This window comes from Rossellomorea aquimaris, from assembly GCF_003315075.1.
Classification (GTDB): Bacteria; Bacillota; Bacilli; order Bacillales; family Bacillaceae_B; genus Rossellomorea; species Rossellomorea aquimaris_C.
On sequence record NZ_QNRJ01000002.1, the window covers coordinates 138,936 to 157,059 of the forward strand.

14 protein-coding genes are annotated in these 18,124 nt (G+C 41.5%); all 14 read right to left on the bottom strand.

Going from position 1 to position 18,124, the window contains the following annotated elements; all coding sequences use genetic code 11:
• Nucleotides 1-60: 60 nt before the first annotated feature.
• The 14 genes from yfmH to asd all read right to left on the bottom strand — a co-directional run bounded on the left by yfmH (nucleotide 61) and on the right by asd (nucleotide 18,069).
• Nucleotides 61-1,350 carry an EF-P 5-aminopentanol modification-associated protein YfmH gene (gene yfmH, locus DET59_RS03165; RefSeq protein ID WP_113968163.1) on the bottom strand — a complete coding sequence of 430 codons (1,290 nt, stop codon included), beginning with the start codon at nucleotides 1,348-1,350 and terminating at the stop codon, nucleotides 61-63.
• Nucleotides 1,351-1,352: 2 nt separating this feature from the next.
• Entirely contained in the window at nucleotides 1,353-2,627 is a 1,275-nt protein-coding gene (gene yfmF / locus DET59_RS03170; RefSeq protein ID WP_113968164.1) for an EF-P 5-aminopentanol modification-associated protein YfmF, read from the bottom strand.
• A gap of 277 nt (nucleotides 2,628-2,904) precedes the next feature.
• Complete coding sequence (locus DET59_RS03175) at nucleotides 2,905-3,864, bottom strand: ABC transporter permease (protein ID WP_113968165.1); 960 nt, start codon at nucleotides 3,862-3,864, stop codon at nucleotides 2,905-2,907.
• Nucleotides 3,865-4,914, bottom strand: a complete 1,050-nt coding sequence (locus tag DET59_RS03180) for an ABC transporter permease (RefSeq protein ID WP_113968166.1) — start codon at nucleotides 4,912-4,914, stop codon at nucleotides 3,865-3,867.
• The gene (locus DET59_RS03185; protein ID WP_113968167.1) at nucleotides 4,907-6,442 is read right to left on the bottom strand and encodes an ABC transporter ATP-binding protein; all 1,536 of its coding nucleotides are present in this window, start codon (nucleotides 6,440-6,442) and stop codon (nucleotides 4,907-4,909) included. Before DET59_RS03185 ends, DET59_RS03180 begins: the two co-directional genes overlap by 8 nt.
• 215 nt (nucleotides 6,443-6,657) lie before the next feature.
• A complete protein-coding gene (locus DET59_RS03190; protein ID WP_113968168.1) occupies nucleotides 6,658-7,755 on the bottom strand; it encodes a BMP family lipoprotein in 1,098 nt (365 codons plus the stop codon).
• Between the two features lie 50 nt (nucleotides 7,756-7,805).
• Nucleotides 7,806-8,531 (bottom strand): GntR family transcriptional regulator, encoded by a 726-nt coding sequence (locus tag DET59_RS03195; RefSeq protein WP_113968169.1) that lies wholly within the window; start codon nucleotides 8,529-8,531, stop codon nucleotides 7,806-7,808.
• Between the two features lie 424 nt (nucleotides 8,532-8,955).
• Nucleotides 8,956-11,319: a DNA translocase FtsK gene (locus tag DET59_RS03200; RefSeq protein ID WP_113968170.1), complete on the bottom strand. Its 2,364-nt coding sequence runs from the start codon at nucleotides 11,317-11,319 to the stop codon at nucleotides 8,956-8,958.
• Nucleotides 11,320-11,509: 190 nt separating this feature from the next.
• The gene (locus DET59_RS03205; protein ID WP_113968171.1) at nucleotides 11,510-11,716 is read right to left on the bottom strand and encodes a YlzJ-like family protein; all 207 of its coding nucleotides are present in this window, start codon (nucleotides 11,714-11,716) and stop codon (nucleotides 11,510-11,512) included.
• Nucleotides 11,713-12,447, bottom strand: a complete 735-nt coding sequence (locus DET59_RS03210) for a ClpP family protease (protein ID WP_113968458.1) — start codon at nucleotides 12,445-12,447, stop codon at nucleotides 11,713-11,715. Before DET59_RS03210 ends, DET59_RS03205 begins: the two co-directional genes overlap by 4 nt.
• Before the next feature lie 145 nt (nucleotides 12,448-12,592).
• A complete protein-coding gene (locus tag DET59_RS03215; RefSeq protein ID WP_113968172.1) occupies nucleotides 12,593-14,260 on the bottom strand; it encodes a ribonuclease J in 1,668 nt (555 codons plus the stop codon).
• Nucleotides 14,261-14,809: 549 nt separating this feature from the next.
• A complete protein-coding gene (gene dapA, locus DET59_RS03225) occupies nucleotides 14,810-15,682 on the bottom strand; it encodes a 4-hydroxy-tetrahydrodipicolinate synthase (protein ID WP_258549569.1) in 873 nt (290 codons plus the stop codon).
• Between the two features lie 22 nt (nucleotides 15,683-15,704).
• Nucleotides 15,705-16,943 carry an aspartate kinase gene (gene dapG / locus DET59_RS03230; protein WP_113968174.1) on the bottom strand — a complete coding sequence of 413 codons (1,239 nt, stop codon included), beginning with the start codon at nucleotides 16,941-16,943 and terminating at the stop codon, nucleotides 15,705-15,707.
• An 88-nt stretch (nucleotides 16,944-17,031) separates the two neighbouring features.
• Entirely contained in the window at nucleotides 17,032-18,069 is a 1,038-nt protein-coding gene (gene asd / locus DET59_RS03235) for an aspartate-semialdehyde dehydrogenase (protein WP_113968460.1), read from the bottom strand.
• Nucleotides 18,070-18,124 lie beyond the last annotated feature (55 nt).

The following is an 18,124-nucleotide window of genomic DNA, read 5'->3' on the forward strand; positions in this document are numbered from 1 at the left end:
TGTTTCCACCTCAATGTCTCCATAAAGAGAGGAGCTACCCTCGGGCAGCTCCCTCCGATATTATGATTTCGGAACTACTTGACACACTGTAAAGCGCTCTTCACTAATAATGGTACTCGCAACGTTTTGAATATCATCATACTTTAATGATTCAAGTGTAGGTACGACCTCAAACAGATCCATTTCGTTAAAAGCATAGCGTGTGAATTGATTTGCAATAAACTCAGGAGAATTAATGGCACGTAAAAACGCACCAATTTTCTTTTTCTTCGTTCTTTCTAGTCCCTCTTCTGTAAAGAGAGATTCATGTTTGGCTTTAAGTAGCAGAGATTGTACCTTCTCGGCAAGGATATCCGGCTTTTCCGTATCCCCGCCGACAGTTAGGAATCCAAAGCCATTTTCTTGTGTATAGTCATAGTGGAATGTTTCATCGATCAAGCCATCATTGTATAGTTCAGAATAATACGTCGAGCTTTTACCGAATAACATATCCAGGAAAACGTTCATAGAAAGCTCTTGTCTAAGCATTTCCTTGCCTTGCTGATGTGGTTCAGGCGCTTTAAGACCTACCAGGCACTTAGGGCTTTGTACATTCATCTTAAGGACCTGCTTCTTCTCAGCAACCGTTTCCGGCTCTTCATCAAATCTCCGCTTGATCTCAGGCATTTTTTCATAATCCTTCTTTTCCTGGTTCGAACGAATCTGATTCATGATTTGATCCGGGTCTACAGCCCCCACTACAAAGAGAAGCATATTGCTTGGATGGTAGAATGTGTTATAGCACTGATACAACATATCTTTCGTGATTGGTGTGATGGACTCAATCGTTCCTGCAATATCAATCTTCACCGGGTGATTTTTGTACATATTCTGAATCACCCCAAAGTATAATCGCCAGTCAGGGTTATCATCATACATGGTGATTTCCTGACCGATGATGCCTTTTTCTTTTTCCACTGTCTTTTCTGTAAAATACGGGTCTTGAACAAAGTCTATAAGCGTTTCTAAATTTCGTTCTACATTGGTGGTACTTGAGAAAAGATAAGCCGTTCGTGTAAAGGATGTGAAAGCATTAGCCGACGCTCCCTGGCGGCTGAATTGCTGGAATACATCACCATCTTCCTTTTCAAACAATTTATGCTCCAAGAAGTGGGCGATTCCATCTGGAACCTTAACGAATCCTTCTTCGTCCAGAGGGGCAAAATGATTGTCGATGCTTCCGTACTTCGTCGTAAACGTAGCATACGTCTTATTGAATCCTTTTTTCGGGAGAATATAGACATCCAGTCCATTAGACATTTTTTCATAATATAAGTTTTCCTGTAGTTGATCGAAGGAAATTTTCTTCATCCTTATCCCTCCATTCCTGTTAAAAAGTAGATGGTATCAAGTTCGACTTTATTTGCTGCTTTTACGATGTCTTCTTTCGTCGTTTTCTCAATTTCATCAAGCCAGTGTTTTAGATCAATTTCTTCATGGGCGACAGCATTATGATAAAGGACCTCAACCAACCCACGGGACGTATCAATGGTTTCAAGCAGTTGATTGCGGATGACCGCTTTCGTCTGTTCGATCTCACCATCTGTAAAGTCTCCATCCTTCATGGCTTGCAGCTGATCATTGATGATTCCGACTGCTTGATCATATTTCTCAAATTCTATGCCGGACATAACCATCAATAGTCCTTTATGACTTTCCAGTCTACTTGCTGCATAGTAGGCTAAGCTCGCTTTTTCTCTCACATTTATGAACAATTTAGAATGAGAAAATCCACCGAATATGCCATTGAACACCTGAAGGGCAAAGTAATCATCATCGCCATATTGTGTATGTGTCCGGTAGCCCATATTCAGCTTACCTTGCTTCACATCCTGCTTTTCTTTCACGACGTTTTCCCTTTCTTTTTGTTCCACTTTGGATGAATCGACTTCGAGAGGGGTACGTTCGTTTAATTGAAGGAGTTGATCACACAGATTTTCAACTTCCGCAACATCTACATCGCCGATGACATAAAGATCGAATTGATCTTCATTCATGACTTTTTGATAATATTCATATAAACTCTTGGCCGTTATGGACTCTACTTCTTCACTAATGCCATTGACGTGAAGGGCAAAACGCTCTCCCTTACACATTTCCTCTACAAGCCGGGAATTAGCGTAGCGCATTTTATCGTCATATACTGCCTGTATCCTTACCTTCTGGTTTCGTTTTTCTTTCTCCACCGTTTTCTTATCGAATTCGTTATTTTCAATATGAGGATTTTGCAGGACGTCTGCTAAAAATTCTATTCCTTTTTGAAGTAAAGGCTCTGAGTCCCTTAAAAACTTTTCGTTGGCTATTTCAACTGACATGCTGACCACGTGGTACTCACCTTTTTTACCTAAATCCGTAAAAAAGTTCGCACCATATAATTCATCCAGGTAGGATCGTAATTCCGTTGTACTCGGATAGGTCTTTGTACTGCTTTGCATCACATGAGGGAGTAATCCGCGTAAGGTCACTGTTTCTTGGTCTAGTGGAGCTTTCATTTTCAAGATCAGACTGTTGGTTTTATACTTATCCGTTTGAACGATATGTAGCGTGTACCCCTGTTTCTTCTTTACTACTTCATTTATGGCTGTCATCGTACCGTCCTCCTTAGTTCAACATTTCCGTCATTTTTGATATCAAAAAAGTTATAAACACCTTTATTGTGCGGTATTTATGTATAACTATACATGTAGTGATATGTTGATTTCAAGCATCTTCCTCTATTGGAAAAATACCCATAGAGTAAACTAGTATATGCATGGATAATATTCATTTATGATCTTTCTTTTGTTTTTTTCAATAACCAAAAGAACCTCACAAAAAAGGTACCTCGAATGTCGAGATACCTTTGATTAGTCCTTATGTTATGGATTAACGATTTCCTTTAATATATGGTGTACCAAGTGCTTTAGGTGCATCTGCACGGCCGATGAATCCGGTAAGTGCAAGGATGGTCAATACATAAGGTGCGATTAGCAGATATACACTTGGAATATTCTCAAATAATGGGATACTCGATCCGATGATACTTAAACTTTGAGCGAATCCAAAGAATAATGCTGCACCCATTGCGCCAAGGGGATGCCACTTACCGAAGATCAAAGCAGCTAAGGCCATGAATCCCTGTCCGCTTATCGTTGCATGACTAAAGTCGGACGAAATCGACTGGGCATATACTCCTCCGCCTACTCCAGCAAAAGCCCCGGAAATGATGACGCCGATATAGCGCATTTTCGTTACGTTGATTCCCATAGTGTCGGCAGCCATTGGATGCTCACCTACGGAACGCAATCTGAGACCGAATGGAGTTTTAAACATAATGAACCAAACGATGACCGACACAAGAATGGCTACAAATGGTGGCCAGTAAGTGTTGGAGAAGAAAATATCTCCAATCACCGGAATTTTGTTCAGTAGCGGTACATCCACTTTTCCAAAGCCTTCAGAAATGATGTCTGTTTGACCTTTTCCATAAATACGTTTGACTAAGAAAAGAGTTAAACCAATGGCAAGCAGATTGATTGCCACTCCGGACACTACCTGATCGGCCCGGAATGTAATGGAAGCAACCGCATGGAGTACGGCAAGTAACGCCCCCATGGCCATGGCTATAAGCAGGGATACCCATGGTGTTGCCGCACCAAATGTGTCGGCAAACGCCAAGTTGAAAACGATACTTGAGAAAGCTCCAATGACCATTAACCCTTCAAGTCCGATGTTAACCACACCAGAACGTTCAGAGAACGCTCCGCCTAAAGCAGTGAAAATAAGTGGTGATGCCCACAATAATGTTGATGGAATAAGGATTGTTAAGATATCGATAAAGCCCACTTATTTCACCCCTTTCTTACTAAATCGTTGAATCAGATAGCGAATCATATAACCAGATGCTACAAAGAAAATAATAAGGGCAATGATAATGTCTACTAGTTCATTTGGAATGCCTGCTTCAAGAGGCATATTCAATGCACCTACTTTTAGCCCTCCAAATAATAGTGCTGCGAACACAACACCAATGGCAACATTTCCTCCCAATAAAGCTACAGCGATCCCGTCGAATCCGACCCCTGTAAATCCACCTTTGATCGAAGCGTATCCAAATGTCCCCAATCCTTCCATAGCACCTGCAAGTCCTGCAAATGCTCCAGAGATGACCATAGAAAGAATGATGTTTCCATTTACGTTCATTCCTGCGTATTGAGAAGCATGTTGGTTAAAGCCTACGGAACGCAGTTCATATCCACGAGTCGTTTTCTCTAAAAGGAACCACATAATAAAGACACACAGAAGAGCAATGAAGATCCCCCAATGCAGTCTTGAGTAATCCGTTAAGGCCTCAAAGAATGGAGACTTTAATGAAGCCGTCTCTGCGATATAATCCGTACGATCTTTACGCTCCGTCAATACATCACGGATGATCGCATTCGTTACGTGAAGGGCAATATAGTTCATCATGATCGTAACAATTACTTCGTGTACACGGTATCTTGCTTTCAGTAATCCTGGAATGAAGCCCCAGAATGCGCCAGCTAATGCCGCTGCGATTACAGCAAGCGGTAAGTGAATGATCTTGGGTAACTCATCGAAAGCGACCCCTACCCACACTGCAGCAAGCCAACCTACAATCAGTTGTCCTTCGACCCCGATATTGAATAATCCGGTTCTGAATGCAAAGGCAACAGCCAATCCAGCAAGAATGTATGGAGTCACTTGACGCACCGTTTCCCCTACATAGTAGATCTCTCCGAAAATACCTTGCCATAGTGCAGAATATCCTGCAATTGGGTCATACCCACTCACAAGCATAATAATGGTTCCGACAATAATTCCTAAAAGGACCGAAATAACCGGGATTAATATATTTGTTAATCGATTAGACATGTGCGTTCTCCCCCGCTTCCTTCCTCTTCGAACCAGCCATCAGTAGTCCAAGTTCTTGTTCGGTTGTTTCTTTCGGATTCACAACTGCTACAATTTGTCCTTCATAAATGACGGCGATACGGTCACTCACATTCATGATTTCATCCAATTCAAATGAAAGTAATAGTACGGCTTTCCCGTTATCCCGCTGCTCGATCAGGCGCTTGTGAATGAACTCGATCGCTCCTACATCCAGTCCCCGGGTAGGCTGGGCAGCAATCAACAGATCCGGGTCACGATCGATTTCCCGACCGATGATCGCTTTTTGCTGATTACCACCGGATAATGCCCTTGCAAGGGTATATTCAGAAGGTGTCCTTACATCAAACTCTGAAATTAGCTTTCTCGCTTGATTGTAAATATTCTTATAGCTTAATACCCCTTTATTTGAATAAGGCTTTTGGTAATAGGTTTGTAGAACCATATTTTCACCGATTGGAAAATCCAGGACTAAACCATGCTTGTGGCGATCCTGAGGAATATGACCTACACCTGTTTCATAAATCTTGCGCGGTTTCATATTGACTATTTCTTTTCCATTCAGCTTGATCGAGCCACTATTAACTTTGTATAACCCTGTAATCGCTTCAATTAGTTCACTTTGACCGTTCCCATCAACTCCCGCAATACCAAGGATTTCCCCGGCTTTCACTTCCAGGTTTAACCCCTTTACAACGGAAACGTTGCGGTGATCTTTTACGTTCAAATCTCGAATTTCGAGTACATTGTCAGTAGGAGTGGCTTCCTTCTTCTCCGTCTTAAAGGTTACTTCACGTCCTACCATCAGACTGGCAAGATGATTCGGATCGGTTTCCGATACTTGCACCGTCCCGATCCCTTTTCCTTTTCTGATAACGGTTACATTATCACACACTTCCATAATCTCTTTCAGCTTATGAGTGATAAGAATGATAGACTTTCCTTCTTTAATTAGAGTTTTCATGATTTGAATAAGCTCTTTGATCTCTTGCGGAGTCAGTACCGCTGTAGGCTCATCGAAAATCAGAATCTCTGCACCACGATAAAGTGTTTTCAAAATCTCAACACGCTGCTGCATTCCTACTGAAATTTCAGAAATTTTAGCGGAAGGATCCACTTTCAAACCGTATCTTTCTGAGATTTCCAGAATATCCTTCTCTGCCTTTTTAATATCCACTGTTGCACCGGACTTCGGCTCTCTTCCAAGAATAATATTCTCTGTTACTGTAAAGGTATCAACGAGCATAAAGTGCTGGTGAACCATTCCGATCCCTAAGTCATTGGCGATATTGGGATTGGTGATATTTACTCTCTGCCCCTTAACACGAATTTCTCCTTGTTCAGGCTGATAAAGTCCAAATAAAACATTCATCAGTGTAGACTTACCTGCTCCATTTTCACCTAGAAGCGCATGAATTTCACCTTTTTTGAGCTGGAGGGTAATATTATCGTTTGCTACGATGCCTGGAAATTCTTTACGAATATTCAGCATCTCAATTACATAATCCATTGCTAATCACTCCTTGCATAGGCTAGGGATATTTATCTAGTAGTTAGAGGTCAGACCTTAAGACTCTAGAAAAAAAAGGGTTGCCCCGATTAAAACTCTAAATGAAAGATAGAAAGAAGTTTCTATACTTCAATTAAAATTTTAATTACTATGAATAATCCTTCTAAAAAAGGGTTAAGAGGCCGGCTATCCTTGGCCCCCTTATCCCTGTTCAATTAGTTAGCTGAGAATGATTTTGCTGCATCTAAAGATTCAGGTACAGTAATTTCCCCACTCATGATCTTTTCTTTCCATTCATCAACTTTAGTCATAACTTCGTCTTTGTTAGAAAGCTCTTCGTTAAGTTCAGCTAATCCAACACCCTCTTCGTTAAGACCGTAAGAGATAACTTCTCCACCTGGGAAGTTTCCTTCTTTTGCTTTATTAGAAAGATCCAGAACCGCATTATCTACACGCTTTAAAGAAGAAGTTAAGATGATGTTATGATCTCCAACTTTACCCTCTGCTGATTGATCGGAGTCAACTCCGATTGCCCATAGCTCACGGGAAGGATCTTTTTCTTTTAAGTCACGTGCTTCTTTGAACAATCCATTACCCGTACCACCAGCTGCATGGAAGATAACGTCTACATCTTGTGAGTACATTTTAGACGCGATTGTTTGACCAAGTTCCGCTTTATCGAATGCTCCTGCATAGTCTGCAACGATCTCTGCTTCGGGATTGACTGATTTAACACCAGCAATGAAGCCTGAGTGGAAACGCTCGATTACTGGAATTTCCATTCCACCAAGGAAGCCGATTTTGTTCGTTTTCGTTGCTAGTCCAGCAGCAACTCCGGCAAGGAATGAACCTTCTTGCTCTTTGAATGTGATACTTGCAACGTTTGGCTGATCTACAACAGCATCAACGATTGCAAAGTGAGAATCTTTTTGTTGTTGTGCAATATCATTGATTGCACCTTCCATAAGGAAGCCGATACCATATACTAAGTCAAAGTCTTGACGAGCCAATGTGTTTAAGTTAGTAGCATAGTCAGCATCAGATTGTGATTGTAAGTAGTCATAACCTTTCTTACCTTTTTCTAAGTCGTGCTCTTCACCGAAAGCTTTTAAACCTTCCCAAGCAGATTGGTTGAAAGATTTGTCATCTACTCCACCAACATCCGTAACCATTGCTACTGTAAATTGATCTTCTTTTTTGTTACCTTCACCACTAGATGCACCTTCTTTGTCCTCGCTTGTTCCACAAGCACCTAATAATGTACCTGCAGCTAGAACAAATGACAACGCTAAACCCATTTTACGTTTTTTCACCTAGAGTACCCCCTAATATTGTAATAAATTAGTAGAAAGATGGATTGTTGTTATACACGCTTTCTTAATACGTGGAAGCTAAATTTGTCTGACCGAAAATAGTTTACTGAGTACAGAATCGGCTCATCGTTTTCATCAAAATGCATTTGCTTTAAAACGAGTAGTGCCGTTTCTGGTTCACAATTTAGAATAGGGGAGATTTTATCGTGATAGCCCATAGGTTCTATTTGTGCAACAGCATGAGTGATTCTCTTATTCTCGCGTTTTTCCAAAACGGTGAAAATCGAATTATCTTCATGGGTGAAATTCCTCGGCATAATCTTTTCAGGAATTTTGTCTACACAATACACAACCGGTTCCCCGTTTGCAGTACGAACCCGTTCAATCAGGATCACGTCGTCCTCTTCATTGCAAGTAAACCTCTTCACATCATCCTCAGTAGCTTCTTGAGTTGTTGAGCTTAAGAAAATGGTCCCTGGCTCCATACCAGCCTGCTTAATCATGTTCGTTACACTGTTCAGCTGCTCAATACCAGAAGTAAAGAGCGGTTTAGCGTTTACAAATGTACCTACACCATGACGTCGTACGATGACACTTTCTTCCTCAAGAATTCTGAGAGCTTCCCGGAGAGTAGCCCTACTCACACCTAGTTGTTTGGAGAGATCAAATTCAGACGGGAGTTTTTCTTTTTCTTTGTATACCCCCGCTTCGATATCTTTCTTCAAACGGTCTATCACTTGTAAGTATAAATGTCGATTGTCTGTCTTTATTGTCACTGGAACCACCACCAAATTTTCTCAAGACATCAGACCTCTGATGTATATCTTTCCTACTAATCGAAAATACTATAACACTTTTCTTTTCATAAATAAATAGCATTGTGTGATTTTGTCGAAAAAAATGACTAGAATGACAATTTAGAATCCTTATTTGTAAAAAAATAGAAAAAATAGAAAGATGAATAGGGTTTCATGGAGTTATTTTACAAATAATTTACAGTAAGGTTGTTATAGATTATCAATCTTTACAAAATTAAAACAACGCCATTACAATTGTAAACGCTTTTAATAGTATAACACATTAGTGGATAAACTAGAATAACATCATTTAAAACGGATACATTTTGAGATTTCCTCCTTGGATTTTACATAAAAAAGGTGTGTTAGCCCGTTCACTTTGAATAGGGTAACACACCTTTTGTTAAGAGCTCTGCTCTTCTGAAGGTTTACCGATCAAGACGGTTCGCGGCTTACTTCCTTCATATGGCCCAACGACTCCTCTTACTTCCATCTCATCAATCAATCGTGCTGCTCTTGTATAACCAATTCTAAATCTTCTTTGAAGCATGGACACGGAAGCGGTTTGCATTTCAGCGATTAACTGGACTGCATCGTTATAAAGTTCGTCTTCAGCTTCGCCCGTTTTCTCATCTTCTTGTATCTCATCCGGAATCATTTCTTCCTGATACTGTGCCTTTTGTTGAGAAATGACAAAGTCTACGATTTCTTCCACTTCTTCATCAGATAAAAAGGCGCCTTGTACCCTTGTAGGCTTTGAAGCCCCTACAGGCATAAAGAGCATGTCTCCTCTACCCAATAGTTTTTCTGCGCCCCCTGAGTCCAGGATGGTTCTGGAATCGATTTGAGATGATACGGCAAACGCAATCCTGGATGGTATATTCGCTTTGATGACCCCTGTAATAACATCAACAGAAGGACGCTGGGTCGCAATAATTAAATGGATCCCTGCGGCACGTGCCATCTGTGCGAGTCTGGTGATTGCGTCTTCTACATCGTTTGAAGCAACCATCATTAAATCAGCCAGCTCATCCACTATGACCACAATGTACGGAAGCAGCGGCTGCTTTTCTTCATTTTCGAGATTCTGTCTCTTAACGTAGTCGTTGTAGCCTTCAATATTCCTTGTCCCTGTGTGAGAGAACAATTCATATCTCCGCTCCATTTCACTTACAACCTTTTTTAATGCCTGTGAAGCTTTCTTCGCATCTGTTACAACGGGAGCCAATAGGTGCGGTACCCCGTTATATACATTCAATTCAACCATTTTCGGATCTATCATCATGAGTTTGACTTCATGTGGTTTAGCTCTCATGAGGATACTCGTAATGATACCATTAATACAGACACTCTTTCCGCTTCCTGTGGCCCCGGCTACAAGTAAGTGAGGCATTTTATTCAATTCTGCAAGTACGGCTTCTCCCGTAATATCCCGTCCTAAACCAATTTGGAGCTTGGCATCCGGTTTATTATGTTCCTTAGCTTCAAGCACCTCTCTTAAAGACACCATGGCCACCTCTGAGTTTGGAACTTCTATACCGATAGCCGATTTCCCTGGAATAGGAGCTTCGATTCGAATATCTTTAGCCGCAAGAGCCAACGCTAAATCATCACTAAGGTTTACGATGCGGCTTACTTTCACACCTACATCCGGGTGTACTTCATACTTGGTGACGGCTGGACCTAGGTGAACTTGTGTAACTTTCGCTTTCACTCCGAAACTTTGGAAGGTTCTTTCAAGTTTGGCTGCGTTGGCATGGATCAGTTGATATTCATTACTCTGATCTGTTTTTCTGGGACTCTTTAATAACGAAATAGAAGGTAGTTTATAATCCTTATTTTCTACCTCAGTAAACGTAATCGGTGGTGCAGAATCCGCTTCTCCTTCTGAACCGGACTTATCTTTAGCTGCAGCCTCATCATTTTCATCATTCATTCCCGCTCCTGTAGCGGATGGCTGTTCTTTAGTCTGGGCCCCTCCGTATGCACGTTCCGCGAAGTTGGAGATAATCGGTTCTCTCGTTTCCTCTTCCTGAGGCAGCTGTGTTTCAACCGCTTTCTCCTGTTTCACAGGAACTTCTTTCTTTTTCTTTTCTTTCACTTCTTTTTTCTTTGACTGATCTTCTTTCCAATCACTCATATCTTGTTTGAATGCAGACCATTGACCGCTTAAGAATGCCCCAAAGCGCTTACCCGCTCTTCCCAGCACATCCCCGATGGATTTACCTGTCACTAGTATGATTCCGATCAATATGAATGTGGCACTAACAATTCTTGCTCCTTGAGAGTCAAATAGAAAATAAGAAACGGCAAATAGAACGCTCCCTATTATTCCTCCGCCAAGATCCGATGAACTCGTCTCACCACTTACATCCATCCAATACAAATCCCACGTATTCATGATGACACTTGGATTATCGAAAGAACCATCATTTGAGAGCAAATCAAATAACTTCACATGACTCAATAGCAAGAAGCTCGCAATGATGATGTAAACCCCGATAAGTCTGCGACTAAATAACATAGGAATCTCTCGTTTAACCATGAGGTATCCTGCCACATACAGCATCCACAGGAGGGCAACCATATACCATTCACCCAGAAAGAATCGATAGAAGTACACCACTGCTTTCCCTACAGCTCCAAGCTCAATGATTGAAATCAAACTGAGGGCAGCGAGGATCATTCCTGTAATTTCATATTTAATGGTTTGTTTTAAGGTTGAACTCGTTGCAGATCGTTTTTTTCTTCTTTTTCGTTTTGCCAATCCAATTCACCTAAATTCTATTGAAGTCTTTCTTCATATGTACATAAAGATGAAGAAAGGGCTGATCCTTTGGGGCAATCCATGTGCCTAAGGTGTCAGACCCTTCCCGTTAACTTAAAGTATCATTATGTTTGTCTCTTCCAGTAATATTATAGCATAACCACTATTTCGGGAAAATCCTCTTTCGTCCTTAATTGTTGATAAATTCACCTGGGCAAATCTGATTATCGAGATAATGCGCAGGGTCACTACTCATGACCCTGACAATTCGATACCGGTTCTCCTCCTGCTGAACCAGGATAGGAACACCCTGATATTCCATCATCATTTGACCACTGAATTCATTTGCATCTGTTGGAAATACAAGATCATTGGGAACCACTGTATAAAGGATCATTGTACTAACCCCTCTTGTTGATCCGATTGCTTTTTCATCTCAATTAACTCGTTAATCTTTTTAATGGCTGTCCCAATGCCCCCGATTCCATCTATCAGGCCGTATTCGACGGCATCGTCACCGACTACATTCGTACCGATATCCCGTGTAAGGTTACCTTTTGCAAACATCAGGTCTTTAAATTGTTCTTCCGATATATTGCTGTGCTTCGTAACGAAACTCACTACCCGATCCTGCATTTTATCCAAGTACTCGAAAGTCTGTGGTACGCCGATCACCAATCCAGTCAACCGGACCGGGTGGATTGTCATTGTAGCGGTGCTCGCAATGTATGAAAAATCGCATGATACCGCAATCGGCACACCAATACTATGTCCTCCACCCAACACAACAGATACTGTAGGTTTAGAAAGTGAAGCAATCATCTCAGAAATGGCGAGTCCCGCTTCCACGTCTCCACCCACAGTATTTAATATGACCACCAAACCCTCTATCTTAGGATTTTGCTCAATGGCTACGAGCTGAGGAATAACATGTTCATACTTCGTTGTTTTATTTTGTGGAGGAAGCTGCATATGCCCTTCTATTTGTCCTACAATCGTCAAGCAATGGATATTGGAATCCTGAGAGAGTTGCGGGACATTCGTTTGCCCTAATTGCTGTATCTTTTCCATTAATCCTGATGGTTTATCTTTATTATCATCCTGGCCTTTATTTGGCTGATCCTGCATACGCCCATGATTTAGTTCCATGAAAACATCTCCTTTTCATTCCATTCTCTTGTTATTATTTAAATAAGGGAGAGTTTTCATACTTTATACTTTGGGATCAAATAAAAAACGGAGGCTATCTGTTAGAAACAAATAGCCTCACGCATTAAACTTCCATGATGATCGGTAAAATCATTGGTCTTCTTCGTGTTTTATTGAATAAATAGTAATTGAGCTGATCTCTGATATCTTGTTTAATGGTTGTCCATTCAAATGAACCTTTTTGCAGATAGGAATGTACTACATCCGTTACGATGCCTCCAGCTCCTTCAATCAATTCTTCTGATTCCCTCACGTAAACGAAGCCTCGTGATATAATTTCAGGACCTGACACAATCGATTTAGATCTGCGGTTAATCGTCACTACGACCGTAAAGACACCGTCTTCAGATAATAGTTTACGGTCGCGAAGGACGATATTCCCAACGTCCCCTACACCAATTCCATCGATTAACACATTCCCGGCCTGCACCCGGCCGCTCATTCTCATCTTACCGTCCTTGTATTGAAGCACATCACCTTTATCCAAAATGAAAATTTGCTTATACGGAAGACCGATGTCGTGAGCGATCTTGCTATGCGCCACCAGCATTTTATATTCCCCTTGAATAGGAATGAAATACTTCGGCTTCATGATATTCAACATAAACTTTAGATCTTCCTGACTCCCATGCCCTGATACATGAACCTTCTTATTAGCGGTCAAGACGTTCGCTCCTGCTCTATAAAGCATGTCGATTGTCTTTCCTGCAATGACTTCCATGCCAGGCGAAGGTGAAGCCGTAATAAGGACTGTATCCCCTTCTTCGATATTCACAAGACGATGGGAGCGTTTTGACATCCGCTGTAAGGCTTCAAACGGTTCTCCTTGTGTTCCGGTGGCGATGATGACGACTTCATCTTTAGGATAGTCACCAATCTCATCCATTCCGATGATCATCTCATCCCGGACGTGAAGATAGCCTAATTTCAATGCTATATCATATACTCTCTTCAAACTCTTACCCACTACGACCACTTTACGCTTATTTTGATCTGCAGCATCAAAAACTTGCTGTAGTCGAATTAGATTAGATGCAAAGCAAGCTACAATCACTCTACCGGATGCCTTTCGTAAAGCGTCTGTAATATGTTGTTCAATGACGGCCTCGGAGGTTGTGTAGCCGGGTCTCTCTGCTTCTTTGCTGTCAGACAACAAACATAGCACCCCTTTTTCACCGATTTGAGCCATTTTGCCTAAATCCGGTCGATAAAGGTGTTTAGCAGATTGATCAAATTTGAATTCCCCGGTATGTACGATGACACCTTCAGATGTATGTATACATACACCAACTGAATCCGGAATACTATGTGTTGTTTTAAAGAACGTTACATTCACTCCATCGAAAGTCAGATGGCTATCAGAGTGAATCGTATAGAATTTCACATCTTCCCTGACATTTTCATCCTTCAATCGTGCCTTTACAAGAGCATTCGTTAAACGGGTGCCGTAAACAGGAGCTTTAATCTTATTGAGTACGTATGAAATAGCCCCAATACTATCCTCATGTCCATGAGTCAAAAAGATCCCTTTCACACGTTCTTTATTTTCGATCAAGTATTGAATGTCAGGAATGACGATATCAATTCCGAGCATTTCATTTTCAGGGAACATCAGCCCCGCGTCAACCACGAAAATCTCATGATCCACTTCGATCACGTACATGTTCTTACCGATTTCTCCTACTCCTCCGAGCGGTATGATCTTTATACTTTCATTCTTTGTCTTACTCACATTATGTCCTCCTATGCTGTGCCTTTCCCGATCTTTAATCAGTTACGTTTATTATACTTGATAATTTTTTGGGAGTACAACCAATTTTATCCTACCTATAATAAAATTAGGAAAAAGACTGCATTCAATTTTACTACATTACTATTTCGATACTACATGACTAAATCCTTCTTCTTTAAAAATAAATTAATCTAGTACTGATTTTAGTGCCTTCTTTCCTGTCTATAATAAAAGAGGCAGGGACAAAACTAAAAAAACACGATATAATGACGAACAATAGGAGTGTAGGTTCTTAATACCGCTAATGATTTCCGTGCAAGACTACGCTTTCCGCGGGTAGCTCGTGAGCCTCCTCGGCAAGCCTGCGGGGTCTCACATAAGCTACTTTTCCCGCAGGAGTCTTCGTCTTGCACTCCAATCAACCGCTGGAAAGAGCTGAAATCAAATGTACTGTAAATAAATAAAAAACCCGAAAAAATCTGCCTACTAGAAAGCAGATTTTTTCGGGTTTTACTTAGACTAAAACACTTTTGTCCCAGCCTCATTTACTTAAGATAATACTTGTAATAATTGAGACAGCTTTGCTCTTTCCACTTCTGTGAGTGGAATTAATGGTAAGCGGACAGATCCAACGTCCAGACCCTTCATCTGCAGGGCAGTCTTAACCGGGGTTGGGTTCGGGCTGGCAAATAACCCTTTCATGATAGGAAGAAGCTTTTGATGCTGACCGGCTGCCTTTAAATAATTTCCACTTGTAAACGCAGCAACCATCTCTTGCATTTCGTTTCCGATGATATGAGAGGCAACAGACACGATTCCAGTTCCCCCTATTGACAACACAGGGAGAGTAAGTCCGTCATCACCACTGTATAGCATAAAATCGTCTGATGTATGTGAAATGATTTCAGTCATGCTATCCAAGTCACCGCTGGCTTCTTTAACAGCTACAATGTTTTCAATCTCTGATAATCGAATGATGGTATCCGGAGAAACATTGACGCTTGAACGTCCAGGGATATTATACAGCATGACTGGTAAGGCTGTTGATTCAGCAATCGCCTTGAAATGCTGGAATAGCCCTTCCTGACTCGGCTTATTATAGTATGGAGCCACCAGCATGATGGCATCTACGCCTGCCTCTGCCGCCTTTTTGGTAAGCTCGATTGAGGCGTGGGTGTTATTGCTTCCCGTCCCGGCAATAACAGGTACTCTTCCGTTTACTACTTTTACAACATGTCGAAATAAAGCAATCTTTTCTTCTTTTGTTAAAGTCGGAGACTCACCTGTGGTCCCGGCTACTACTAACGAATCTGATCCATTTTCAATCAGATATTGAATTAATTGGGTCGTCTTGGTGAAATCGATATTTCCTTTGCGGTCAAATGGGGTAACCATCGCCGTAGAAACGCGGCCAAAATTCAATCTTGTCACTCTCCTCTTAAGTTTATCCTATCCTGAATGTAGCGGTTCTCTCTTGTAGTTGAAACGTATCATGAAGTGCATTTATCGCATTAATCAGGTCCATCTCTTTCACCAGAACCCAAATAGTCGTATGACTATCTGCTGACTGGAGGATTCGAATCCCTTCGTTGGACAGAGAAGATACGATGGCTGAAGTCACACCTGGAACACCCGTCATCCCGGCTCCCACTACTGAAATCTTAGCACATTCTGACTCGACAATAGGTTTATGACCTATTTTATTCAGAACCGATATCGCACCTTCTGCCAGGGGTGATGCAACAGTGTAAACAACTCCCCGTGGCGAGATGTTAATGAAGTCAACACTGATACCTTCTTTAGCCATCGCCTTAAAGACTTCAGCTTGAAGATTGTATTGGTCTTCCTTCGCGAATACTTTTATTTGCGTAAGGTTCGGTACATGGGCTATTCCTGTTACGGGATGACTCCGGAATTCTTTGTGTGCTTTTGTATTTTCAAGTGTAGTCACAAGCGTCCCTTCACCATTTGAATAAGTAGAACGAATCCTTATTGGAACATTTGAATTCATCGCAATTTCAACTGCTCTTGGATGAATCACCTTTGCTCCCTGATATGCCATATTACATACTTCATTATAAGAAACAACCGTAATAGGCCTAGCTTTCGATGATATGCGGGGATCGGCAGTCATGACTCCTTCAACATCGGTGAAAATATCGATGAATTCAGCTTTTAATGCCACTCCTAATGCAGAAGCCGAAGTATCACTTCCCCCTCTGCCTATCGTGGTGACATCACCATCTTTCGTTGCACCTTGAAAGCCGGCTACCACCACTGCATCGTGTTCTTCAAGCTCTTTGACCAAACGGCTGCATCTCATCTCCAAAATTTTCGCATTGTTAAAATCATTATTCGTCCGGAATCCGGCTTGAGCCCCAGTTAAAGCGGTTGACCGGATTCCATGCTCAAGAAGCATGTTAGAGAAGACCAGGCTGGAAATGATTTCTCCACAAGATAATAATAAGTCTTGCTCTCGCTTACTTATTGAAGTATTCCTGCCACCGATAAGGGATAATAGGGAGTCAGTAGCGTAAGGTTCACCTTTTCTTCCCATAGCTGACACGACTACCACCACTTTATACCCCTTATCAATCGCTTGCTTTGTGTGGGCAAGCGCCTTTATGCGACTTGCCTCATCACGTACAGACGTTCCACCAAATTTTTGAACGATCACTTTCATGACTACACCTCATTGTCATATGTTCAAGAGGTATGTGAGAACGATTAGTGGAAATAAGTAGATCTATAGCTGAAATGGTCCCTCTTCGTTATTTAATTATACCAAGTTTCATTAGACTTTCTGCGATTTGAACTGAGTTCCAAGCCGCTCCCTTAAGTAAGTTGTCAGACACAACCCACATATGGAAGCCCTTGTCTTCATCAAGATCTTTACGCACCCTGCCGACAAATACATCCGGCTTTCCTACTGCATGTGCAGGCATCGGATAAATCTGTTCTTCCGGGACGTCTTCTAAAGTTACTCCAGGAGCATCTTTTAACAGTGAGTGGATATCATTCACTGTTACAGAACCCTTCTCAATTTCAATATATACACTTTCTGAGTGACCTGTTACAACTGGTAATCTTACGCATGTTGCCGATACCTTTAATGACGGCATATGCATAATTTTTTTTGTTTCATTGATCATTTTCATTTCTTCAAAAGTAAAGCCATTTTCCTGAAATTTATCAATTTGAGGAATGGCGTTATAAGCTATCTGATAATGCTTTTTATCCCCTTTTACAGGTAGCACACTTGGCTCAAACGATTCACCGGACAATATGGCTTGTGATTGTTCGTGAAGCTCATCGATGGCCACTGCACCTGCCCCTGAAACGGCTTGATAGGTTGACACGATTACTTTCAATAAACCATATTGTTTACGAATCGGTTCAAGAGCTGCCACCATCTGGATCGTAGAACAGTTAGGATTCGCAATGATTCCATTATGAAGTTTGATATCTTCTTCATTCACCTCTGGAACAACAAGAGGAACATCTGGATCCATTCGGTATGCACTTGTATTGTCGACGACGATAGCTCCACGTTTAACGGCTTCAGGAGCAAGAAGTTTGGATACACTACCCCCTGCACTAAATAAAGCAATGTCTACCCCTTCAAAACTTTCGGGCTTAGCTTCTTCAACCGTCCATTCTTTCCCTTTAAAGGTAACGGTGGACCCGGCTGAACGGGCCGAAGACAATAATGTCAATTGTTTTATTGGAAAGTCCCTTTTTTCTAGTGTTTGTAGCATCTGTTGTCCAACTGCACCTGTGGCACCGACAACCGCTACATGTAATCCCATTGTATTCAAAATCTTCTCTCCTTCCAACCATTCAGTATTCTCATAGTAGGTATAC